Source organism: Paenibacillus sp. SEL1 (assembly GCF_054602535.1).
Window position 1 is genome coordinate 3,003,335 of record NZ_CM137723.1, and the last position, 24,124, is coordinate 3,027,458.

The 24,124-nt window shown below is 45.1% G+C and carries 16 protein-coding genes; 15 read left to right on the plus strand and 1 reads right to left on the minus strand.

The window, feature by feature from the left end; all coding sequences use genetic code 11:
* The first annotated feature begins 76 nt into the window (after positions 1-76).
* From ACYCSE_RS13790 to ACYCSE_RS13860, 15 genes are all read left to right on the plus strand, one after another.
* Entirely contained in the window at positions 77-802 is a 726-nt protein-coding gene (locus ACYCSE_RS13790; RefSeq protein ID WP_013308946.1) for a methionine ABC transporter ATP-binding protein, read from the plus strand.
* Positions 795-1,466, plus strand: a complete 672-nt coding sequence (locus tag ACYCSE_RS13795; RefSeq protein ID WP_459698421.1) for a methionine ABC transporter permease — start codon at positions 795-797, stop codon at positions 1,464-1,466. The genes ACYCSE_RS13790 and ACYCSE_RS13795 overlap by 8 nt, the downstream gene beginning before the upstream one ends.
* A gap of 276 nt (positions 1,467-1,742) precedes the next feature.
* Positions 1,743-2,600, plus strand: a complete 858-nt coding sequence (locus tag ACYCSE_RS13800) for a MetQ/NlpA family ABC transporter substrate-binding protein (protein ID WP_061830605.1) — start codon at positions 1,743-1,745, stop codon at positions 2,598-2,600.
* Positions 2,601-2,945: 345 nt separating this feature from the next.
* Entirely contained in the window at positions 2,946-3,365 is a 420-nt protein-coding gene (locus tag ACYCSE_RS13805; RefSeq protein WP_254329646.1) for a hypothetical protein, read from the plus strand.
* A gap of 15 nt (positions 3,366-3,380) precedes the next feature.
* Positions 3,381-8,348 carry a DUF5724 domain-containing protein gene (locus ACYCSE_RS13810; protein WP_459698422.1) on the plus strand — a complete coding sequence of 1,656 codons (4,968 nt, stop codon included), beginning with the start codon at positions 3,381-3,383 and terminating at the stop codon, positions 8,346-8,348.
* 234 nt (positions 8,349-8,582) lie between these two features.
* Positions 8,583-9,077 (plus strand): GNAT family N-acetyltransferase, encoded by a 495-nt coding sequence (locus tag ACYCSE_RS13815; RefSeq protein WP_459698423.1) that lies wholly within the window; start codon positions 8,583-8,585, stop codon positions 9,075-9,077.
* A gap of 141 nt (positions 9,078-9,218) precedes the next feature.
* Positions 9,219-10,202 (plus strand): Gfo/Idh/MocA family protein, encoded by a 984-nt coding sequence (locus ACYCSE_RS13820; protein WP_459698424.1) that lies wholly within the window; start codon positions 9,219-9,221, stop codon positions 10,200-10,202.
* 609 nt (positions 10,203-10,811) lie between these two features.
* Entirely contained in the window at positions 10,812-13,541 is a 2,730-nt protein-coding gene (locus tag ACYCSE_RS13825) for a glycoside hydrolase family 3 C-terminal domain-containing protein (RefSeq protein ID WP_459698425.1), read from the plus strand.
* Positions 13,542-13,716: 175 nt separating this feature from the next.
* Positions 13,717-15,234 (plus strand): glycoside hydrolase family 30 protein, encoded by a 1,518-nt coding sequence (locus ACYCSE_RS13830; protein WP_459698426.1) that lies wholly within the window; start codon positions 13,717-13,719, stop codon positions 15,232-15,234.
* Between the two features lie 1,001 nt (positions 15,235-16,235).
* Positions 16,236-17,237, plus strand: a complete 1,002-nt coding sequence (locus ACYCSE_RS13835) for an ABC transporter substrate-binding protein (protein WP_061830591.1) — start codon at positions 16,236-16,238, stop codon at positions 17,235-17,237.
* A 93-nt stretch (positions 17,238-17,330) separates the two neighbouring features.
* Positions 17,331-18,344, plus strand: coding sequence for a FecCD family ABC transporter permease (locus ACYCSE_RS13840; protein WP_459698427.1), 1,014 nt, complete (start codon positions 17,331-17,333; stop codon positions 18,342-18,344).
* The gene (locus ACYCSE_RS13845; RefSeq protein ID WP_348621657.1) at positions 18,341-19,384 is read left to right on the plus strand and encodes a FecCD family ABC transporter permease; all 1,044 of its coding nucleotides are present in this window, start codon (positions 18,341-18,343) and stop codon (positions 19,382-19,384) included. The genes ACYCSE_RS13840 and ACYCSE_RS13845 overlap by 4 nt, the downstream gene beginning before the upstream one ends.
* Positions 19,385-19,397: 13 nt before the next feature.
* Positions 19,398-20,219 carry an ABC transporter ATP-binding protein gene (locus ACYCSE_RS13850; RefSeq protein ID WP_025722914.1) on the plus strand — a complete coding sequence of 274 codons (822 nt, stop codon included), beginning with the start codon at positions 19,398-19,400 and terminating at the stop codon, positions 20,217-20,219.
* Complete coding sequence (locus tag ACYCSE_RS13855) at positions 20,188-20,970, plus strand: IucA/IucC family C-terminal-domain containing protein (RefSeq protein WP_459698428.1); 783 nt, start codon at positions 20,188-20,190, stop codon at positions 20,968-20,970. Before ACYCSE_RS13850 ends, ACYCSE_RS13855 begins: the two co-directional genes overlap by 32 nt.
* A gap of 1,226 nt (positions 20,971-22,196) precedes the next feature.
* The gene (locus ACYCSE_RS13860; RefSeq protein ID WP_061830581.1) at positions 22,197-23,006 is read left to right on the plus strand and encodes a MerR family transcriptional regulator; all 810 of its coding nucleotides are present in this window, start codon (positions 22,197-22,199) and stop codon (positions 23,004-23,006) included.
* 22 nt (positions 23,007-23,028) lie between these two features.
* On the opposite strand, the gene ACYCSE_RS13865 is transcribed toward ACYCSE_RS13860, so the two are convergent.
* The gene (locus tag ACYCSE_RS13865; protein ID WP_459698429.1) at positions 23,029-23,661 is read right to left on the minus strand and encodes a GNAT family N-acetyltransferase; all 633 of its coding nucleotides are present in this window, start codon (positions 23,659-23,661) and stop codon (positions 23,029-23,031) included.
* Between the last annotated feature and the right edge of the window lie 463 nt (positions 23,662-24,124).

Consider the following 24,124-nt stretch of genomic DNA (forward strand, 5'->3'; position numbering starts at 1 on the left):
GCTCGTACAGACCCGCCCGGGCTGGCGGGCTTATTACATTTTCCCTGAGAAATGGATCATCAGGAGGCCAAGTTTCATGATTACGCTGCATCAGGTAAGCAAGCATTATACCACCTCAAGCGGCCAATTTCATGCGGTTCAATCCGTGTCCCTTCAAGTGGAAGAGGGGGAAATTCACGGTATCATAGGTGCCAGCGGTGCCGGCAAGTCTACGTTGCTCCGGTTGATGAATGTATTGGAAAGGCCGGATGAGGGAAACGTGGTTGTAAACGGGGAAGATCTGACTCGCATGCCGGAAAAACGTCTCCGAGAAGCGCGGCGATCCATAGGGATGATTTTTCAGCATTATCATCTTGTTCACAATCGGACGGTCAGTGGAAATGTGGCAATGCCGTTAGAGCTGGCAGGTGTCGCGAAAAAAGAGAGAGCGGAACGTGTGCGCGAATGCCTGCAATTCGTCGGTTTAGCTGATAAAGCAGAACAGTATCCGGCACAACTGAGCGGAGGCCAAAAGCAACGTGTGGCGATAGCCAGAGCGCTGGCGAATCGACCTGCGGTGCTGCTGTGTGATGAGCCAACCTCGGCGCTTGATCCGCAGACGACCGCGGATATTTTGGGCGTGTTACGGGAGATCAACCGTGAACTGGGAGTTACTATTGTAATCGTAACGCACGATATGGACGTGGTACGCAATATTTGTACCCGTGTATCAGAAATGCGAGATGGGCAGCTACTTTCAACGCAGCGTGTAGCTGACACCGCGGTAGGTTCAACAGCGGGAGCAGGTGAAGCTGATGAATGAAATGCTGAGCATCATTGCGCAATATCAGTCTGAGATATGGAAAGCCATCGGAGAGACGTTTATCATGGTGGGGATTTCTATCGCAGCAGCTGTACTGTTAGGGCTTCCGGCAGGAACGATTTTGTATTTGTGTGGTAAAGGGCAAAAATATGAAAATCGACTGCTGTTCACCCTATTGAACAGTGTGGTCAATATTATCCGCTCATTCCCATTTTTGCTGCTCGTCGTGTTTATGATTCCATTTACACGTCTGGTCGTAGGGACGGCGCTGGGCACGATGGCTGCAACGGTTCCCTTGTCAGTGGTGGCCATCGCCTATTATTCGAGGCTGGTGGAGCAATCATTGCTCGAGGTGCCCAAAGGTGTAATTGAAGCCGCTACTTCTATGGGGGCATCCACCCTCCAGCTTATTTTTAAATTTCTGTACGTGGAGGCTCGTTCCGGGCTTGTACTGGGTTTGACCACGTCCACCATTAGCTTCATCTCCTACTCCACGGTGATGGGCATTGTGGGCGGCGGCGGGGTAGGCGATTTTGCCATCCGCTACGGTTACCAGCGTTTTGAAACAGGCTTGATGACGTTCACCATCGTTGTCATGATTATTTTCGTACAAACGATCCAGTTCACCGGAAGCACCATATCCCGCCGGATCGACAAGCGGTAAGGTGGAATTGTAACTTTCACTATACTTGCACAACTCACTATGGGAAATAAAAATGACTTTACAGTACCCCAAAAGCGGAGCGGGCAGAATTGTTCTGGAGAAGCGTCAGCGTTCGCCTTTGAAATGGGATTCTAACCTATAAATTGTGTTACAAATCAGAGAGAATCCCATTTCAACAGCGATCAGAAGAACAATCATTCGCGAAGCGGCTGCGGCTCCCACTGTAACTCATTTTTTATCTTCCTAATCACAATTTACTTGGAGGTTCCTCATCAAATGAGTCGGAAAAACAACATGAAAACGAACTTGAAATTACTTACACTATTTGCTGTCGTTATGCTACTGGTTGCTGGATGCGGTGGTCAAAAGCAGGCTGCTCCAGAAACACAGTCTAAAGAAGCAAATTCCCAAAAAGAAGTGACCTTGAAAGTGGCAACGCTAATCCCACCGATGACAGATGTGCTGGATATCGTGAAGCCGCTGCTTAAACAGGACGGAGTCAATCTGGAAATCGTCGTGCTTTCAGACAATATCCAACCGAACAACGCATTGGCAAGCCGGGAAGTAGATGCTAACTTCTTTCAGCATGCTCCTTTTATGCAACAATATAATGAAAGCAACAAGTCTGATTTGGTGGCGATAAAACCTATTTACAACGCCATTTACGGCGCGTACTCCAAAAAATACAAGAACGTTAAAGACCTGCCGGAAGGTGCGACTATTGCCATTGCCAATGACCCGGCCAATACTGGACGTTCTTTAGTAATGATGGAGCAAAATGGTTTGATCAAGCTTAAAGAAGGCGTAGGCTATAATGCTACACAGGCTGATATTATTGAAAATAAGAAAAAATTTGTGTTTAAAGAAGTGGATTTGTTGATGCTAGCGCGGTCACTGGATGATGTGGACATGGCTGCCATGTATCCCGCATATGCCAAGCCGCTCGGTCTGACACCGAAGAAGGACGCGCTGATTACCGAAAAAGACGATACGCACTTTGCCATTAATCTGGTAGCGCGTAAGGATAATGCAGATTCCGATGCTATTCAAAAGCTGGCAAAGCGAATGACTGGACCGGAAGTACGTAAATTTTTTGAGGACAATTACAAGGACAGCGTTGTTCCAGCATTTTAAATAAATAAGTATGTTGAAACATCGTTTTATGATGAAATACGACCTGTATAATGGAAGGAAGTCTGTGAAGAGCAGATGGTCTCCCTTGTGCAGGTCTTTTCTTCACCCTTAATATGGAAAGGAATTATCGAAAACAGGGTATAAAGTCTTATTTTTTAAGGTTTTAGGGTGTTGCACCGCTGCGAATTTTGGTCATAAAGGGCGATGGAGTAATGATAAGGAACATATTAAAATAAAAATACGAACAAACATTCGTTTTCGATTTTGTTAACGATGTTTTTATATGGGTCAAAAAATTCAGCTGACAACGGGCCAAAAGCGTGAATAAAAAGGAAGGGGAACGACATGAAGCTGTTTGTAACTGTAAAAAGTCTGGGAAAGCGCAAGCCCGCACTCGCACGACAGGAAATAGAGCTGAGTCCTGCTCCAGAAACATTGCGAGATTTGATTACTGCAACCGTTGCTCTGAATGTTCAAAAGCTGCGGGAAAAGCAGGAGAGTGTCGCGCTGATTCCGTTCCTTACGGGAGAAGAAGTACAGGCACAAGGCGAGATAGGCAAAGTAGGATTCGGTTCCATATATAATGATGGTGTCCCGGATATTAAGGATGCCGTGAACACGGCGATGCAGGCTTTTGAAGATGGTTTATACAGAGTTTTTGTATGTGACGAGGAAACTATTGAACTCGATACTCCTTTGTCACTTAAGGATGGGAATGAGATTGTATTTATACGCTTCACAATGCTGGCTGGAGGCCTATGGTAGAGGGGGAAACGAAACATGCATCAAGAGAACAATGAGCAAGAATATTTCACCACACTGAAGGAGCGCGCGGCGCAACTGGATGGACCACAACAGGAGTTGGCTCAGTATGTTGTGGAACTAGGTAAGCTTCATTACATACAGGAGAACGAGGAGCCATTTAATGAATGTCAGCGAATATTAAAAGAACGGGCGACAGAAAGCGGAGAACCGCTGTTTAAGCCACTGACAGAGGTATTATATGCTCTAATTGGACAAACAGCAGGCGATGTATTCGCACATCTAACGGAGCATGTGACTGAATATCCATACAGCACAGGGTATGCGCGCAAACCGTTTCGCACTTCGGATATTACGGCCCATACTTCCCGGGTTTATAAAAGAATGGTGCAGTTGATCCGAATGGACTGTATCGGGTTCTCCGTAATGGATTATTTAACAAAAAAGGATTATGAACCAGGCAGAGATTACCGGATTCAGGAAACGATTGGTGACTGGATTGCTTATGAGCTGGATCACGGTAATTCACAGGTGCTTGAGGCGTTAAAAGCTATTATTTATGGGGATAATCAGGCGGCGTTACTTACGCGCAATATGATTAAAGGCATGCTCCTGAGTCATCAGGAGGAGAATTATCGCATGATCGGCGAGCTCTTGGCAGCCGCCAAACTCCAGGAGGGATTGCGCCAAAGTATCGTGGAACAAATGGATGAAGGAACCCCGGAGGCTCTAATATATCTGTTGAAGGTAATCATCGACCAAGGCTTCATTCGTTACAGTTCGGTGGTGCGGGCGCTTGCAGTATGGACGGGAATGGGCTTGGAATCCGCCAATCAGCGGGTCGTTCGCCAACTGATCGAGCAGGCATATGAAGCATTGACTCGTAGTGAACTGCGCCAGGAATGGCTGACCAGCTCAAATGCTAATGAAGTTTATATGAGTTTGTGGGCTACGGCAGTACATGAGGAACGTGATTTGTATGGACAGGTTCGGAAACTCATGGAACAAGGAGTAACTTACCAGAAGATCGTAGCACTGTATGTACTGTCTAACAGTGACAACAAGGATGTGCGCCTCGGAATTGCGAGAGAATATCTGGGTGAAACGGACCAAGAGCTTCAATATTGGATACTGACGAACTATACAAGCAATTATTTTTATGAATGGGTAGAAGGCGGGACGGTCGCGGATCGGATCGTTAAAGTGGTGCGTACTCCTTTGCTGGAGAGCAAAGAGGAGCGGCGTAAGGATTTTGAACGACTTCATAACCTGTTTGTACATATGAAAAAGGGTGAGTCCACCGAGCCCTCCAAGGTGCTGGATTTTGTTAATCTGTATCACCGCTCAGATGCACCTATTCAAAAAATGCTGTATCTCGCTGGTTATGATATGGATGCTTCCTGGATTGGGGAAATCATAGCCTTAAAGGAACAGATTAGCCCTAATCTGCGTGGCGAACTGTTGAACCATTTTGTGCAAAAACCTGAGGATGCGGTACAACGTGATTTTATTTTTTCCAGTTTGTCTGACAAAAGTATGAGTATCCGTGAGTTCGCTGTGGCCAAGGCGCGTAAGCTGACGCTGTCGGAACCAGAAATGCAACAAATGGAAGCCTTATTAAAGCTCAAGACGGGATCATTGCGCCAAAGTGTCATTGGTGTGTTGCTCTCACAATCGGAAGAGCCGCTCGCTGGCTCATTGGAACGCTTGCTGCGTGCTAAGGTGGAGCTGCAACGATTGGGTGGACTGGAAGTATTGACGAAGATATATGCAGACCCGGATCGTGCCGAACAGTATGAAAGCCTGCGGACTTTGGCGGATATCATTCAGCAACCTACAACCAAAGAGGAGCAACTGCTGTCCAAGCTGGGACAGGAGGATGCTTATACAGGGGCTAACGGTTTTGGACTGTACGATCCGAATGTCAAGGAAGCTTGGTTGGAAGAGAAAGTTGATCTGGGTGATTTTCGATTGGCCGATGTTTTTGTTAGTCCATTGGAGAAGCTCAAGCAGTTCTTGAGTGGACTGGATGAGCTTGTTCATCATCATCGTGATGTGGAATATACTGCGGAGTATTATTCGGGCTACAAAGATACATTGCTTATTGGGACGAACCTTCGCCCTCTACGGCTGGTTCAGATCGATGAAGAAGTAGATTCCAGACTGTCTTTATATCCTCTCTATGAGGAGTGGGACCGTTATTTGCAGGAAAGCGGCATGGAAGCGCGTGAACTGCTGGAGCTTGTTTTTTATGACCGATTAGAGCCTATGGACCGAACGCTGGATCGCTATTATCGATACTTTTCTTTTAACATGGACTATTCAGAACAAAGCAAGCACAAGCTGCTGGAAGGATGGCGTAAAGATTTCGCTGAGCAAATGTATTCTTTGGATCGCATTAACGAGGTGCAGAAGTGGATGGCAGAGCTGACCTATTCCGATCAGGTAAGCACACTAGTTAATGCTTATTTTATGGACACATCCGGTGACCAAACATTTGACGTAATTGACCTTGCTTTAAATTCACTAATGCAAGGCATGCCTAAGGACAGACCTGAAGAGGATATGGGAATGCTCCATCTATTGTCTGGACCGTGGGTGGCACTGGAGAAGGGGCAGGTCCATGATGATGAGTCCTTTAAGCGCTTTTTCCATACCTTTGTGAACTACGCAGAACTGCCAGGAGCGGAAAATCGTTTTTATTCTCCGCTGGATCTGGAGGATTACTTCAAAGCATATGAAAAAGGGTTGATTGGTGTAGGTGAAGTGTATCGGGAGCTGCTGGCTGGTAGTGAAAGCAGAAGACATATGAGTTCCTTAACCAATGCCCGCAATACATGGATTTCTAGCAGACCAGAATTTTTGGAGATACGTCGTACGGTTATTGATCGACTGCTAGAGATTGAATTGGTTCGAGGCGATTTGCCTACCGAGGCTACGCCAAAGGTTATGGGCTTGAGCCAATTTGAAGGTATGGATTATTTCATCCGTATTCTGGAGGGTCTCGACAAGGAAACGTTTGTGCGTGGTTATGTGTACGGCTACGGTGATCGTATTACCAAAAAGGAATCGTTCAGCCACTTGCTCAAGGCATGTTATCCGAGTGATGGCGAGGATGCCACGTTGCTCAAGGAAAAGCTGAAGAACACTAAAATTACAGATAAACGTCTGCTGGAGGCGGCTATGTATGCACCGCAGTGGATTGAGATTGTAGCAGACTATCTCGGTTGGGAAGGGCTGCGCAGTGCGGCATGGTATTTCCATGCGCATATCAATGAAGGTTTTTCGGCCGAGAAGGAAACGATTGTAGCTCATTACTCGCCGATTGCTCCACAAGATTTTAATGATGGTGCCTTCGATATTCACTGGTTTCATGAGGCCTATGAGACGTTGGGCGAGGAACGTTTTGACCTGCTGTACGATTGTGCCAAGTATATTTCGGCTGGAGCCAATCATCGTCGATCCCAGTTGTTTGCAGATGCGACGCTGGGTAAGCTCAAACGGAGTGAAATGGAAAAATCAGTGGAGGACAAGCGAAACAAAGACCATTTGCTGACCTACAGTCTGATTCCACTTGCTCAGCCGCCTGAACCAGATGTACGCGAACGTTATGATTTTATCCAGAGGTTTCTGGAACAAAGCAAAAAATTCGGCGCACAGCGTAAGGCCAGTGAGGCACTCGTTTCACGGATTGCGCTCGGGAATTTGGCACGTAACGCAGGCTATGATGACGTAACCCGTCTCGTATGGGATATGGAAGCTCGTAAGCTGGATGATCTTCGGTCTTATTTTGAGCCACATGCTTTGGACGAGGCTACAACAGTACAGCTCTTCATTGATGCTGAAGGAGCGGCAGATATTGAAATTGTCAGCAAAGGCAAGATGCTGAAATCCATTCCGGCTCGTTTCAAGAAGGATGAGTATGTTACGTCGCTGAAGGAGCTTAAAGGAGATCTAGTGGATCAGTACCGCAGAGCTCGCAAAGAATTGGAACGCTCTATGGAGTCTGGTACGACCTTTATGGTGAAGGAATTGAGAGGATTGCTGGGTAATCCTGTGCTTGCTCCGTTGGTGCGGACACTGGTGTTCAAGGCTGATGATCACCTCGGATATTTTAATGAGGAAACGTTGGTATTGACGGCTTCTTTTGCTGAACAGCATACTATAGGAGAAGAGGACAAGCTGATTATTGCCCATCCCCTTCATTTGTTCGAAAGTGGTCGTTGGAGCGACTTCCAGAAGGACTTATTCGACCGCCAGATACGCCAGCCATTTAAGCAGGTGTTCCGTGAGCTGTACTTGCTGAATGCTGATGAACGTGCAAGTGCGACCGTTTCCCGTCGATATGCAGGACACCAGGTACAGCCGAATAAAACGGTATCCCTATTGAAAGGTCGCCAATGGACAGTCAGCTATGAGGACGGACTTCAGAAGGTGTACTATGCTGAGAATCTGATTGCGAACCTGTATGCCATGGCGGACTGGTTCTCACCAGCGGATACCGAGGCTCCTACACTGGAGACAGTGCAGTTCTTTGATCGGACAACGTATAAGAGCGTACCGTTGAACGAAGTTCCTCCTGTTCTGTTCTCCGAAGTTATGCGGGATGTGGATCTGGTCGTCAGTGTTGCCCATGTAGGTGGCGTTGATCCAGAGGCCAGTCTGACGACCATTGAAATGCGTAGGGTTATTGTGCAGGAATCACTTCGCCTGCTGAAAATTAGCAATGTACGCTTGGATGGGAATTATGCACGTGTAGATGGGACTCTTGGCGAATATGCTGTGCATCTGGGAAGCGGGGGTGTCTACAAGCAAGCGAAGGGAGCACTGCATATTATCCCGGTGCATTCGCAGCATCGTGGACGCATCTTCCTGCCGTTTCTGGACGAGGACCCAAGAACAGCTGAGATTCTATCCAAAGTTGTGTTGTTGGCGGAGGATCAGAAGATCAAGGACCCGCAAATTCTTACACAGCTTCAAGCGTAGAATAGAATTCTGATATATATATATAGATTCATAATTAACTCAACGTTCGCACCTAAACAATGATTTTGCATCCTCGACTGTGTAGGTGGAAACTTAGTTTAGTTGCGGAGGTTGAGTTATTTAATATTGAGCGTTTATCGAGCACGAATAAGGAGATATGGGTAATATTTTAGGTTCTGTGGTTTGATAGGAATCTAACAGTATAACAATTGACGATCATAGGAGAACATAACGATGTTTAATAATATCTTTCTAAAAGAGTACTCAACCGAATATCAATCACAAGTTGTTGATTTAATTTTACATATTCAAAAAGATGAATATGATATCGCCATAACCAAAGAAGATCAGCCAGATTTGCTTGATATTGAAAACTTTTATCAGCGTGGTAACGGCAACTTCTGGGTGGCTCTTAGTGAAGGAAACGTAGTAGGGACTATAGCTTTGTTAGATATTGGGAACCGTAAGACAGCACTCAGAAAGATGTTTGTAAAACAAAACTATAGAGGTAAAACATTCAATGTTTCGAATCAATTATTGCATCATGCCATAGGATGGGCTAGGGAAAGGTCTATTGAAGAAATCTATCTTGGAACAACACCACAATTCGTAGCAGCTCATCGTTTTTATGAGAAGAACGGCTTTGTTAGTATAGCTCCTGGAGAATTGCCGCTTGGTTTTCCAGTCATGAAAGTGGATAAAAAGTTTTACAGATACGTCATTCAATAATGGGTATAAATGAAGATGCTGCTAGGCCACAAAAGAAACCGTCGTCTAGCAGATGCTTCTTTTGTTTAGGACAGGCGTTTGCTAGAATAAAAGGGTATGTTGTAAGTCAACGTTAACCAAATTGCTGGGAGGGACATACGTATGAGCAAAAAGATTAAATGGGGAATTGTCGGCACAGGCTGGATCTCAGATCAATTTGTGGCGGATTTGGCGCATGTTACGAATGGAGAAGGGTATGCTGTTGGATCACGCACTATTGAAAGCGCTACCGAATTTGCAGCTAAGCATCAAATATCAAGGGCTTACGGGAGCTATGAGGAATTAGCACAAGATCCCGAGATAGATGCTATTTACGTAGGGACTCCTCATCCTTTTCATAAAGAAAATGTTCTGACGGCTCTTCGGGCGGGGAAAGCGGTCTTGTGTGAGAAACCCTTCACCGTCAATAGTAAAGAATTGGAGGAACTGATCGGCTTTGCACGTGAGCGTAAGCTATTCCTGATGGAAGCAATGTGGACACGTTTTTTGCCTCCGATTCGCCAAGTGCGGGAGTGGATACATGCGGGACACATTGGTGAGGTAAAGCTGGTTAAGGCGGAATTTGGTTTTCGGATAGATTGGAACCCGGAGGGGCGGCTTTTGAACCCTGAGCTGGGCGGAGGTGCTCTATTGGATGCAGGGATTTATCCGGTTTCTTTTGCTTCAATGGTCTTCGGCCCTGAACCTGAGCATGTATGGAGCACTGCTCATATCGGGGAGACAGGCGTTGACGAGACATTTTCGATCTTGCTGGATTATGGAAAAGGACGCACGGCTATGCTTAACGGGGCAGTCCGTCTCGGATTGACGAATGAGGCATACATCCATGGAACAAAGGGCTATATCCACATTCCGTCATTCCTGAACAGCACATCGGCTACTTTAGTTGTGGACGGTGAAGAGGCACAAAACTTTCAGGATGACCGATCCTCTACAGGCTATGCCTTTGAAGCAGAAGAAGTCGGGCGTTGCTTGCACGAAGGCTTGCTCGAAAGTTCTACTATTTCTTTGGATGAATCATTAGGAATTATGAAACTGATGGATCAGATTCGTTCACAGTGGGGGCTTCGGTATCCGTTTGAATAATCACATTAATTCCAGGGACCTTTCAGGTTCTCTGGAATTTTTTTTGTTTGTGAGCGTTATTTTTTATACTAGGATTTTGCAAAATTCGATTCCAGTCGCTCCGAAGTGCAAGATATAGACGAATTAACATTGCGATCTATATCTTGTTCATTGGAAGTCGCTTATGGGATTTTTGAAAAATCCTCATACATAATTATTTCCAATTCCCAAATAGCGACTTTGGTCGCACGATAGGTAACGCCATATGAGTCAATCAAGAGTGGGACATATGAATCATTTTTTGTAATTTAAATTAGTTAAAAAATAGTCATTAAAAAGTTACAAAAGTGTAATTTTATTATCAGTTAAGTGAATTGTGAGCGCTCTCTTTTTATGGAGAAGAATGAAGGTCCTAGTGCTGTACTTCCAAAAACTTTCAATGAAATTTTCGAAAATGTACGGTAGGGTGGTAAACGTGTCACTTGAGCCATTGCGGCTTTTGCTGACTTGCTTGCTTATCCCGTAGCTCTCGATTCTTGTCGGAGCTCGCAGGATCGAGAGCCTTTGCAAGCCTGTGAGAGTTGAATAGACATTCACCTCATGACCTAACATCAAGGAGGAGTTACAAACGTGAAAGTGAAATCAACATGGTTGTTCCGTATGGTGATGATGACAGTTATCGCGGCTGTTGTGATCGGACCTATGAATATTGCAGGAGCGGCAGGAAGCCAGACAGATCGGCCTTGGATGAACACGGCCCTGTCGGCTGAGAAACGGACAGCGTTGCTGCTGCAAGAAATGACGCTGGAAGAAAAAATAGATTTGGTGACTGGTAAGGTCAACAATTACTATGGATTTTATAATAATTCGATGGAGCGGTTGGGTATTCCGGCGCTGACGATGGCAGATGGACCTGCGGGTGTGCGCATCGCCAATCCAGATGTGCAGGACAAGCAATCTACTGCGTTGCCTGCTCCAATTGCGTTGGCTGCAACGTGGGATACCCAAGCTGCCAAACAGTATGGTGATTTGATCGGAGACGAGGCTTTTAATACAACTCATAATGTTGCGCTTGGACCGGGGATGGATATTGCCCGTATTCCATGGGGATCGCGAAACTTTGAATCTATGGGTGAGGACCCGCTACTGCAATCGCAAATGGCGACCGCTTATGTCAAAGGTATACAAAGCCACCCTGTTTTGGCGACTGCGAAACATTACCTTATGAATAATCAGGAAACGGAGCGCTTCACGACGAATGTCAAAGTCAGTGACCGTGCGTTGCATGAGATTTACATACGCCCGTTCCAAGAAGTCATCGCCAAGGCAGATTTGGGAGGGGCCATGTGCTCCTTTAACAAGGTCAACGGCGAGTCTGCTTGTGAGAACAAAACTCTTTTGACGGACCTCTTGAAGAAGGAGCTGCAATTCAAGGGCTTCGTGATGAGTGATTACGGTGCGAACCTGAGTACAGTCGAATCAGCAAATAGCGGATTGGACCTGGAAACACCGGGGACACCATATGGTAAATGGGGAGATCAGCTGCTGGCGGCTGTTAAGAATGGCAAGGTAAGTGAAAAAACGATTGATGATAAGGCTGGGCGCATTCTGGTGCAAATGTTCAGCAAAGGTTTATTCGATCGCCCGGCTCAAAATAATCAAATTGATGCCCGTGACCATGGCAAGACAGCCCGTCAATTGGCTGAGGAAAGTATGGTACTGCTTCAAAATAAAAACAATGCATTACCGTTGTCTAAAGATAAACTCAAGTCCATTGCTGTGATTGGCCCCGATGCAGATAACGGCACTGTGGCAGGCGGAGGCAGTTCGTTGGTGAACCCGACGTATACCGTGAGTCCGTTAGAGGGCATCCGCAATCGTGTCGGCAAAGGAGTTACCGTCCAATATGCACCGGGCACAGACCCGATCTCTGCAGGAGACATTATGCCAGGGCCATCTGCTGTTCCGTCTTCACTGTTGACTACATCTGATCAGAAAGAGGATATCAGTGTTGGATATGCGACTTATGGAGATGGCGAACAGGGGCTTCGAGGCGAATACTGGAAGAATAACAAGATGGAAGGCAATCCGATTCTTGTACGCAATGATGACCAAGTCAATATGAACCTTGGATTTTATAATTATCAGGGCTTCAATGCGAAGTCCCCTAAAGTTCCCAATACACCAACGACACTGAACGGCTTGATATCTGCACGCTGGACAGGGGCAATTGCAGCTCCCAAGGATGGTGACTATGCATTGTCATTAACCAGTTTGGGATCAAGCAAGCTGTATCTCGACGATAAGCTATTGGTGGATAATCAAGGTGAAAAGCTGGGCACTACGAAGAAAAACATCTCCCTTAAAGCGGGTGAAAAGCACAAGATACGTATTGAATACCGCGCTGATTATCCGACAAATGGTCGTGATTCCGGTGGTATGGTTCGTCTGGGCTGGGAACCTCCGGCAGATACGTCAGATAAGTTGATTGACAACGCTGTGAAATTGGCGAAAAAATCGGATGTTGCGATTGTTGTTACGCGTACGTATGAGAGCGAAGGATATGTTGAGCGTTCCGATATGGAACTACCGAACAATCAGGATCGGCTGATCCGTGCGGTTGCGGCTGCAAATCCGAAAACCATTGTCGTACAAATGAGTGGCAGAGCTGTGCAAATGGATACATGGCAGGACAAAGTCCCTTCCATCGTACAAGCATGGTTTGCTGGACAAGAGCAAGGAAATGCTATAGCGCGCGTCTTATTCGGTGATGTGAATCCTTCTGGTAAATTGCCGGTAACTTTCCCGGTTAACGAGCAGTCTACACCCGTGTCCTCACCAGAGAAGTTTCCAGGTGTGAACGGTATAGGTGACTATTCAGATGGTATTTTTGTAGGCTATCGTGGGTATGAGAAATCGGGTATTCAACCGGCGTTCTCCTTTGGACACGGTTTATCCTATACGACATTCGGATATAGTGATCTGAAAACAAAACAGCATGCGAGTGGAAAAAAATCCGATCGTACGAGTTCCGTAGAAGTTTCGCTAAAATTGAAGAACACTGGCAAAACAGCCGGAGCTGAGGTTGTACAGGTGTACAGCGGTAAGCTTCCGACAAACGTAGAGACTCCATCCCGTCAACTGGCAGGCTGGTCCAAGGTAGAGTTAAAGCCGGGGCAAGAGAAGAAGGTACGCATTGAGCTCGACCCGAAAGCTTTCTCTTATTGGGATGAAAAGTCCAAAGCATGGGTTATGCCAGCGGGTGAAGTGCCCATTTATGTGGGCAGCTCCTCACAGGATTTACGACTGACAGGAAGTGTTACGATTCCGGCAACCTCTACAGAAAAGGCAAAAAAGTAATCCCGTTACATTTGTTTTAAAATGGTTATATTCAAGAGAGCACGGGCACAAGCACCGGCTCTCTTTTTGCTATCGGTATGTAAACGTCCAACAGGTATGCAAAGGGAAACCCAAGTGAAAGCTGAAATAGTAGGGAGGATGGGGACAGGATAATGATGGGGAGAGGAGGATATAGATGAAAAAACTCCAAAAGCAACGACGTACTGACATCTGGCTGCTTATAGCTGCAGTAGCCATTTTGATCTGTGCGGTCCTGGCCAATATGGCTATACGGAATGTTCCGGGGCCGAAAGCAGAAAATAACGTCAACATGTGGCTAACAACACCCGACCCGGCGAATCGCTTAACCCAACAAACCCCGATCCGTTGGGATAAGGATAACAGTAAAGAAAATGCAGCGAATGCGGATACACTGACGATTGAGATTAAGCCAGATATTCATTATCAGACGATGGAGGGATTTGGCGCAGCGGTGTCCGGTTCGTCCGCATACCTGATGAATCATGGCATGTCTGCCAATCAGCGTGATCAGCTGCTAAATGATTTGTTTACAGCCAGTGGCATTCAACTAAGTTATATTCGCCATACCATTGGAGCCTCAGATTATTCCGTAGATGAACAGGGACAGCCTGGTAGCTATACCTATGACGATGTGGCAACAGGCAAGGACTATGAGCTGAATCATTTCTCCATCGCCAAGGATCGGGATGTGATCGATGTGTTGAAGCAAATCCTGAGAAGAAACCAGGATTTAAAGATTATGGGAACCCCATGGACAGCTCCGCCCTGGATGAAATATGGGGAGCAGATTTATAACGGCTGGTATTTGGATTATACCGATCCGCGCGTCTACCAGGCGTATGCTGACTATTTTGTTCGTTATCTACAGGCTTATGCGAACGAGGGAATTCCGATTCAGGCGATTTCCATTCAAAATGAGCCAGAATTCACGACGCCCAAGTATCCCAGCATGAGTATGGGAGCAGCAGAACAGGCGAATTTTATTAAACAATATCTGGGTCCCACCCTAAATCGAAACCATTTATCTACTCACATTATTGCCTTTGACCATAACTGGGATACAGGGAGCGAATATGCCAAGACCGTGTTAGGAGATGAACAGGCTCGAAACTATACGCACGGAACGGCCTTTCATTGCTACAAAGGAGAGCCCACAGCGATGACAGATGTGCATAATGCTTTCCCTGATAAGCCTGTATATATGACAGAATGTAGTGGGGGAGCGTGGAGTCCGGGCTTTGGAGATAATTTGAGCTGGGATATGTCCAAGCTGATCATTGGTGCACCCCGAAACTGGTCGCAAAATGTCCTCTTTTGGAATATCGCACTTGACCCGTCCGGGGGTCCGACCAATGGAGGTTGCGCCAACTGTAGAGGTGTAGTAACCATCGACCCGTTAAGCGGTGCCGTTACGAAAAATGTGGAGTACTATGCGATTGGGCACGCCAGCAAATTCGTCCGTCCAGGTGCGGTACGTATTGATTCTACACATTATAGTGGGAGTATTGAAACGGTCGCCTATCGCAACCCCGACGGTACGCTTGTCCTGATTGCCGCCAATACGGGAGAGAAGACAAAGACATTTAAGGTTCGGCATGGAAATAAGGTTTTCAAATCTACCCTTCCATCCAAGTCCGCGGCTACCTTTCAATGGAATCCTACGGCTTCCTGACACGGCCTGTACATCAACGTTTTAGAGCGCTTAGCCCATCTGGCTGAGCGCTCTTTTTTTCATTTGCTACAAAACCCAGACTGCGAAAAAAATTTTAATATTGTTCAGAATTGATTCAGAGGCGGATGATAAGATCTTTTCACTAATAACAAGAATGAACCGTTTACGGGGGATAGTCTGATGAATCAAGAAACGAATAAAGAATGGCAAAAAGTGCTGATGGTGACGTTGCTGGCAGGTATGGCATGGGGACCCCATTATTTGACTTTTTTAAGAGTCCAGCTTAAGTAGGTCGTAGGAGTTGCTGGCAGAGCGACTATATTTCAGGTTCATCAGGAACCACAGGAGGCATCTCTTTTGTTTTTTTACAATATGTCGATGGTGGAGACGGTCGCATCGTGCTGCAATTGTTTTACAACCGAGAATGTGACTTCTCTCATAAATTAGAAGGATATGAGCTGGAGGTTCACCAATTCATGAAAAACACGAACCGTATGAACGTATCCAGCATAGCACTATATCCGGTTAATCCAGTAATACCGTATCTGATCATAAATAGCCCCTTTTACGATTTCATGGATGTGACGAATGTTGCCTATTTTAATCAAGAGGGTCATTTCTATAACCCAAATGAATTTAATACGGTCGCATATGTACTCAAATATCATGAAACTATACCCGAAAGGTACTTATCAATATGTAGGCAGGCATACACCTTAATCGATGTGTTTGTCTGAGCTCGCTGTCTTTTGAAGACAGGTCATGAATTCTTATAAAGGTGTAACCCATCAACTATCGTGGGTTACGCCTTTTTGAATACTGAGCATTTTGTATTGATCCAAGCCTTTACTGTACAAGGAGATTTTCAACATGAAACCAGGGGCATGGGGAGTTCTTCCGCAGCAGTATCAATATGCTTGAACAATGTACCCAACTGAATTACAATACAATTGATAATGATTTTTAATATCAATTAGAATGAAAAGGGGGAGTTGGACTACATGTTTGGATTGACCAAAAAGCTACATATTTATACAGCACTTATTCTGTTGATATCGGTGCTGGCTGGTTGTGCCTCGGGTGGAACTACAGGGACAACAGACCCTTCAAGTAAGTCTGCAAGTGGTAATGAGAGCAATGCAGCAGGCAGTGGTGCGGACGAGCAGACCAGAGTTATCAAACATGCCATGGGTGAAACGACAGTTAAGGGAACTCCGAAGAGGATTGTAACCTTGTTCCAGGGTGCCAATGATGTTGTTGTTGCACTTGGTGTTAAGCCAACGGGTGTTGTGGAATCCTGGGTTCAGCAACCCGTATATAAATATTTGAGAGATGATCTGGATGGTGTGACGCAAGTAGGTCAGGAATCACAGCCGAACCTGGAAGAGATCAACAAATTGAAGCCGGATCTAATCATTGCCACCAAAACAAGACATGAAGATATCTATGATCAACTGTCCCAGATTGCTCCAACGGTAGTTACCGAGACTTTGTTTGACTGGAAAGAGACGGTAAAGACGGCTGGTGAAGCGATGAATATGAAGGAACAGTCGGACAAGTTGCTTGCTGATTGGGATGCAAGGGTAGCGGATTTTAAAGGCAAAATGGGTGACCGTCTTCCCATTGAAGCAACTATTACGAATTTTAGAGCCGATCAGGTTCGCATTTTCTATATGGGATACGCCGGAAAAATATTGAAAGAGCTTGGATTTACCAGACCGCCTGGACATGATGAAGACACCTGGGGGGTGGAGTTGACCTCGAAAGAGAACATCCCGGATATGAACGCAGATATGATCTTCAACTTCAATTCAGGCACGGAAACAGAAGCTATTGAGAAAAACTATAAGGATTGGACCAGCAGTCCGCTCTGGAAAAATCTCGATGCAGTGAAGAATAATAAGCTAGTACAGGTTGATGAAGTGGCCTGGAACATGGGGGGCGGATACACATCGGCCAACATGATGCTGGACGACCTATACAAGCAGTTCAATCTGAACTAATGGGAGCAAGACCTGCCATGTACCAGGACATTCGTATACGAAGCGTATGGGCAGGCAGGTCTTTTTGCATTTCACGGATGAAAGAGTGAGAATATGTTTCCCCTTTTTACGAAGGCAAGTACGAAAATTTATGGACTATCCGGCTTATTCATTTTGCTATTACTCGCCTGTGTAGCCAGCATGATACTGGGGCGTACACACATAACATTTCAAATAGCAGTGAATGCACTACAACACTATGACGAAAGCTCCGTGGAGCATGTCGTACTTCTGACAGAACGTTTGCCACGCACAATTTTTGCCGCTGTTGTTGGTGCAAGTTTGGCGGTGGCGGGAGGACTCATGCAAGCGCTAACTCGTAATCCGCTCGCTTCACCAAGTGTGTTTGGGATCAATGCGGGTGCCATTTTTTTTATCGTTATTGCCATCGTGGTGCTGTCGGTGTCCTCGCTCAGTACGATGATGTGGTTTGGTTTTGCTGGGGCAACCTTCGCAACAGTGATTGTGTACGCGCTTGGGTCCATCGGTCGTGATGGTCTGACTCCCATCAAGATTGTGCTGGCGGGTACCGCTATCTCTGCACTTTTTGCTTCGTTCACACAGGCAATCCTGGTGCTGGATGGAACGGGATTACAGGACGTGTTGTTCTGGCTTGCAGGTTCAGTGAGCGGTCGAACACTTGATATGCTTTATCCTGTACTGCCATATATGACGGTTGCCGCTGTGATATCCCTGTTTATGGGTCGGGCGATCAATCTGCTTTTGACCGGTGATGATATCGCGAAAGGCATGGGACAGAACGTGCTACTGGTTAAGGTACTTATGGGAGCCGTTACAGTATTACTGGCCGGTGGTTCTGTTGCGGTGGCCGGTTCGATTGGTCTGGTAGGATTAGTCGTACCGCATATCATGCGGGCGTTTGTAGGCAACGACTACCGCTGGCTTGTTCCCTACTGTATTCTGGGCGGCGCCATTTTGTTATTGGCAGCGGATGTGGTTGCACGGCTGATCATCATGCCGCAGGAAGTTCCGCTTGGCGTTATGACAGCGCTCATTGGTGGTCCCTTCTTCGTCTATATTGCCCGCAAAGGGGGGACGAAGATATGAGGAAGATGATTACTTTTCGCAATAAAAAAGATACGTTATCCTTGCAAATGGAGCGCAAATCGCTGCTCATCATCGGAATCTGTATGGTTTTGGTATTGATTGCATCCATTGCAGGAACCAGTGTGGGTAATGATTTTATATCTCCGCTGAATGTGCTACAGACGATTTTCGGTCTGGGCGCAGGTGATCATGACTTTGTCGTGTTGACGCTAAGGCTGCCGCGTGTGCTGTTATCGTTGCTTGTTGGTGCAGCACTAGGCATGTCTGGTGCCCTCTTGCAGGGGATTATCCGTAATCCGCTCGCTTCACCGGATGTGATCGGGATAACGGGAGGAGCTGCCGTTGCCGCTGTAGGTTTTGTCACCCTGCTGGGTGGAACCATCAGTATCAAGCTGTTGCCGTTGTTTGCCATTATGGGGGCGATGATTACTGCAATCATCATCTATCTTCTTGCCTGGAAAAAAGGAGTTAGCCCGATTCGGCTGGTGTTGATCGGAATCGGAGTGTCAGCCATTACGGGGGCCGGGACGACCTTCATGCTGATCCTTAGTCCATTCTATACGGCTGGTCAGGCGTATATCTGGCTGACGGGGAGTGTGTATGGCGCATCGTGGACCGATGTTAGAACGATCATCCCGGTGATTGTAATCGTGCTTCCGTTGGCGATTTGGTTTGCCCGCAGTCTGAACGCACAGGAATTCGGGGATGATCTGGCCACCGGGCTGGGGGTCACTGTACAGCGTCATCGTTCAGCGCTGCTACTGTGCAGTGTACTGCTGGCCGGGGCTGCTGTAGCTGTCGCGGGGACGATTGGTTTTGTCGGTCTGATTGCGCCGCATATTGCCCGGAAGCTGGTAGGGCGCATGTTTGGCAGCATGCTCATCGTTTCGGGACTGGTCGGTGCCCTGCTTGTGTTTGCTGCTGATCTGATTGCCCGTACGGTATTTCTGCCGCTCGATGTTCCGGCAGGGGTATTTACCGCCGGGGTAGGAGCACCGTTTTTCTTGTATCTGTTGTTCAAGAATCGAAATCAGTTTTGAGGAGGAGAATGCTGTGAGTATTCTGGAAGCCAAGGACCTTACGATCGCCTATGGCGCAGAGCCTATTATAGAGAATTTGAACCTGACTATTCCCAAGGGGAAAACTACTGTCCTGATTGGCAGCAACGGTTGCGGGAAGTCCACCTTGCTGCGAACGATGGCGCGACTGCTGAAGTCCAGTTCAGGCTCGGTACTGCTGGATGGCGAGGAGATTGCGAAGTTGCCTACCAAGGAAATTTCAAGACGTATGTCTATTCTGCCGCAAGGTCCTTCTGCTCCAGAGGGACTGACGGTAAACCAACTGGTTCGGCAAGGGCGGTACCCACACCAGACATGGCTGAAACAGTGGTCCTGTGAGGACGAACGCATGGTCAGGCTTGCGCTGGAATCCACACATCTGACTGCTCTGGCTGATCGGCCCGTGGACGCATTATCTGGCGGACAACGCCAGCGCGCCTGGATTGCGATGACACTCGCACAGGGAACAGAAACCCTGCTGCTGGATGAACCAACGACTTATCTGGATATGACCCATCAGATTGATATTCTGGATCTGCTGTTCGATTTGAATGAACAGGAGGGGCGCACCATAGTGATGGTGCTTCATGATCTGAATCTTGCGTGTCGCTATGCTCACCATATTGTGGCTGTCCACAACAAGTCCATCTACGCGGAAGGAAAACCGGAAGACATTGTTACGCAGGACATGGTCCGCGCGGTCTTCCAGATGGAGTGCGACATTGCGGTTGATCCGCTGTTTGGCACACCCATGTGCATTCCGCACGGGAAGGGAAGGAAGTTAAATGAAACCACACGCTACAGCCACTTGGCTTGATGATCAAGAGATGCAGGCCTTGGCTGCCGAATACCGTCTGACCTGGGAGCCTTCGACAGATCGTACATTTTCGATGCCATTTACGGACTTGCTGGACCCGTCCAAAAGCCTGAACTATTTGCAAGGGGTGAGAGGCATCTTTGAGACGGACTCCGAAACGGCTACTGTATCGCTCTTTGCTAAACGATATACTTACTTGATCACAGCTTCGGGTCTCTATGCCATGTCACGCTTCAACAAAGGCCTGAATTATGAGATTGCCAACGGCACGATTGAATCCAGTTATCAGGGAGAGGCATGGCTTCCCAAGGCTCGGCTGACCGATTGGCAGACGACCTCACCAGAGGCGGATCAGCGTGGCGTATGGAGAGATCAGGTGATTGAACAGATGTTCGCCGGCAATCTGGCTAAGGTATGGCAATCGCTGTCCAAGGCAACCCGGATTTCCCGTTCAGTCCTGTGGGAGAACACGGCCATTTACGTATACTGGCTCTATGAGAACAAGTTTGCCGAAGGAGCCACGCCTGAAGAAAAGCAACGTGTCGAAGAGGACCTCCATTATCTAATTTGTGATGCACCTGCGCATCTCTTTGGTGAATCTCGTAACCCGCTCAAGCAGTTTAATACGCCCAAACGGGCAACAGCTGTCTCAGATACACCTATTCGTGTACGCAAAACTTGTTGTTTCTATTATCTCGCCGCAGATGATCCAGAAGATTACTGCCCCACCTGCCCCAAATTAAAGCATTAATACCGATGATTATCATCCACATCCCCAGCCTATACTTCATTGCATCTCAATACAGCGAATAGCACAGGCAAGCTTATGACATAACGAAATTCAGAACTTGCCTTATTTGTTGTGTGGGGGTTATATCATCAATTGAGACTAAACCATGCCTAGAATGTTTTTATAACATTAATCAAATATATTTATAACATCTAGTAGGATAAACGTGCTTTTTCTATAAGATGCAGTGAGACATTATGATTACTTGTTTAATCCTATTTTTGGAGGTGTTTTCAACTGTTTCTGGGTTTAAGTAAAGTAGCCGCACAAATGTGTTGGGGCTTTGTTCATCAAAATTATGAATAGGAGCCGTCTTGTAAGGATATGCCCAATCCGCCATTTGGGCGGATTGTCTAAGGACATGCTTCTTAAGGTATCTGGTGGATTTCTCCATGGAGCACCAATTGAGCCGCCCAAAGCATAGTATTTAGTATGTGTCGCTTGTCCACGGAGGTATGTCCTACTTGTGGTTTTCTTTCAGGTGGAAACATCTTGGATTTCGTATCGTGTATTCATCTAATTTTTTTAACCTATTTATTCCTCGTTGAGCAGTTTGAGGACACAGCCTAGTTTGAAATATAAAAAAACTTTTTAGGACTCTTATTTTCTCTCCAATAACTCACTATAGTAGTCGGATATTCCATTTACTCCCATTAATTTATGAGCTGGAATACCCGAAATTCTCATAACGGAAGATTTCGAAATAGCTATATCATGATTTTTCAAATATTCGATTGCTTTTTTGAGTTTTTCTTTGTTCTCTATTGTGACTCAAATTGCTCAGCAGCTTTCCAACACTTAGATATTTGAGTCTCGTCATCTTTCTCTTAAAAAGACTTTCTTGAAGCAGCAATCAAATGATTTAAACCAGAATCATGTAGTGTTCCAGGAGAAATACCACTCTGAACAAAGAAATCTTCCATAGAACACAATCTATTTTGTTTTTCACAGTCTTTTAGATATTTAGCTAGTAATGTATTAATGTTTTTATGGACGCGTGGTCCTCTCTCACGTTTCGGTAAGTTTATTAGCAAATGTTGAACTTCTTTTTGATAGTAACCGTTTAATTCCTATTTTACTAACCTCCCTGTTAGTTGAATAAGAGTACAATTTGTGATTTATTAGGAGGACAGGAATTGATGCATCAGCAGAACGACTTTCGCACATAAGACTTATCGGAGGAATTTATGGATAATAAAAGGTGTTTTTCAATTGGGGAAGTTTCTAGATTAAAAAATGTTACGATAAAAGCCTTACGTTATTATCATAATATTGGCTTGTTGATACCTGCATACATTAATTCCAATAACGGTTATCGCTATTATACAATTGATCAATTCATCTATCTGGATATTATAAAAATTTGTAAGCAAAGTAATGTAAGTGTTAAAGAAATTAAAGCCTTATTTGCTAAAGCCGATACTAATTACCTTAAACTTTACTTAGAACAGAAAAAAGAAGAAATTCATAAAGAAATAAAGAAATTAGAACAACTTAATAAACGAATAGAACTATTAAGGGCAGCTATTCATTCATCTGAAGATGAACTTATGAACAATGGATTTAATATTCAGACATTTGAAGACAGATACTTTTTAAGTTTACCTACACAAGGTGGAGAACTTAATAAGATAAAGTCATTCGATAAATTAGATGAAAAATTAGGCGAATTTGCAGCCCATACGTTTCAGTATGGATTAATTTTTTCATGTCACTATGATAATTGGGAAATCAGTGATGTATTTCGTCTAATAACATCAGATGATTATAGACTACTTAAAGATACCTCTAATGTACCTGAATTACCCAAGGGAGAATATTTAACTGTTAATTGTACGAGAGATACTGAAATTGAAACATTTCAATTAGTAAAAGAATATTTGAAGAAAAACAGTTTGACGTGTAATAAGGTTTATATGTTTTATTTAGTGACAGATGTTTTTAATCAATATAATCACTTCTCCCAATTTCAAATAAGTCTAAAGCCCACCCCGTAAATGAAGTGGACTGACTTTTAGCTTAAAGTTTGTATTCATAAATAAAATTTGTATTTTCGAGTTTACCGATAGGTAGATTAAATACAGTTGCTTTTTCATCAAGACGGACAAACCCATTATGGTCATAGAATCCATAGTTACACATTGTGTCTGTATACAGATAAATTTTATTTGCTTTTGTATCTCTTAAGTAAGAGATGAGCCCGTTAAATAATTTTTTTCCTACCTTTTTTCCTCTAGCTTCTTCAGAAACAGCAAAGAATTCTAAGCAACCCTGAAACTCATTTTCTTTTCCTCTAATTAACTTGCTGTTTGCCTCATTAGTCATGGAGGTGAGTTCAACAAATACTTTTCGTTCTATGTCATTTAGATTTAAGAGTTGTAGCAATTCACTTGTATAATCTTCTTGTAGCAATCTATAAGATGTTGCTTCACCAACTCTTGAACCAAAAATTACACCAATGACTTCTCCATCTAATGTAGCTACTCTTCCAAAAGTACTTCTGTTTAATATTGGACTTATGAACATCATTGTAACTGCTGCATTTATGATGCTCTCATCCTCGATAAAATCTTTTGCGTTCCAAGTATCTGCAATAATTGCTTTAATAGGTTCTATATCCTCTTTTCTAATGTCTCTAATATCTAAGTTCATTTTGACTTCCTCCTTTTAATTGATTAGCTTACAAATTGAGTTTAATGTCTCCTCTAATGGGGAGAGTCAAGTATTTATTGCAATGCTTTTTTTCAACTAACCGTTTATTGAATAAAAAAAGCTCTCCTTATTTCAGGAAAGCCGTCATTAGTATAATAAAAATGTAAATTCCCTAAAATAGGCCCGTAAGTATATTGAAAAAGAACAAAATTCTGCCGACGGTTAATACCACAAGTCGATACTCATCTTGTTAAAATATCTTTTTTCATTTTATTCCCGTCTTTACTCGCTTTACGGGCATTTGCGTTGTCTCATTTGGATGTTATAAGCTGTCTCATTCGATAATTTAATTAGTCTCAATTGATGTTATAACCCACATTGTGCCCATTGTTCCATGTACAATCCTTCATTTGGGGATTCTCTCCCTGCAAAAACATCTTTTTTTTCCTAAAAAGCTTATTAT

Excerpts from the sequence above, each read along its gene's own strand:
- ACYCSE_RS13790 (WP_013308946.1), top strand. The coding sequence starts at position 77 with ATGATTACGCTGCATCAGGTAAGCAAGCATTATACCACCTCAAGCGGC.
- ACYCSE_RS13795 (WP_459698421.1), top strand. The coding sequence starts at position 795 with ATGAATGAAATGCTGAGCATCATTGCGCAATATCAGTCTGAGATATGG.
- ACYCSE_RS13800 (WP_061830605.1), top strand. The coding sequence starts at position 1,743 with ATGAGTCGGAAAAACAACATGAAAACGAACTTGAAATTACTTACACTA.
- ACYCSE_RS13805 (WP_254329646.1), top strand. The coding sequence starts at position 2,946 with ATGAAGCTGTTTGTAACTGTAAAAAGTCTGGGAAAGCGCAAGCCCGCA.
- ACYCSE_RS13810 (WP_459698422.1), top strand. The coding sequence starts at position 3,381 with ATGCATCAAGAGAACAATGAGCAAGAATATTTCACCACACTGAAGGAG.
- ACYCSE_RS13815 (WP_459698423.1), top strand. The coding sequence starts at position 8,583 with ATGTTTAATAATATCTTTCTAAAAGAGTACTCAACCGAATATCAATCA.
- ACYCSE_RS13820 (WP_459698424.1), top strand. The coding sequence starts at position 9,219 with ATGAGCAAAAAGATTAAATGGGGAATTGTCGGCACAGGCTGGATCTCA.
- ACYCSE_RS13830 (WP_459698426.1), top strand. The coding sequence starts at position 13,717 with ATGAAAAAACTCCAAAAGCAACGACGTACTGACATCTGGCTGCTTATA.
- ACYCSE_RS13835 (WP_061830591.1), top strand. The coding sequence starts at position 16,236 with ATGTTTGGATTGACCAAAAAGCTACATATTTATACAGCACTTATTCTG.
- ACYCSE_RS13840 (WP_459698427.1), top strand. The coding sequence starts at position 17,331 with ATGTTTCCCCTTTTTACGAAGGCAAGTACGAAAATTTATGGACTATCC.
- ACYCSE_RS13845 (WP_348621657.1), top strand. The coding sequence starts at position 18,341 with ATGAGGAAGATGATTACTTTTCGCAATAAAAAAGATACGTTATCCTTG.
- ACYCSE_RS13855 (WP_459698428.1), top strand. The coding sequence starts at position 20,188 with ATGAAACCACACGCTACAGCCACTTGGCTTGATGATCAAGAGATGCAG.
- ACYCSE_RS13860 (WP_061830581.1), top strand. The coding sequence starts at position 22,197 with ATGGATAATAAAAGGTGTTTTTCAATTGGGGAAGTTTCTAGATTAAAA.
- ACYCSE_RS13865 (WP_459698429.1), bottom strand. The coding sequence starts at position 23,661 with ATGAACTTAGATATTAGAGACATTAGAAAAGAGGATATAGAACCTATT.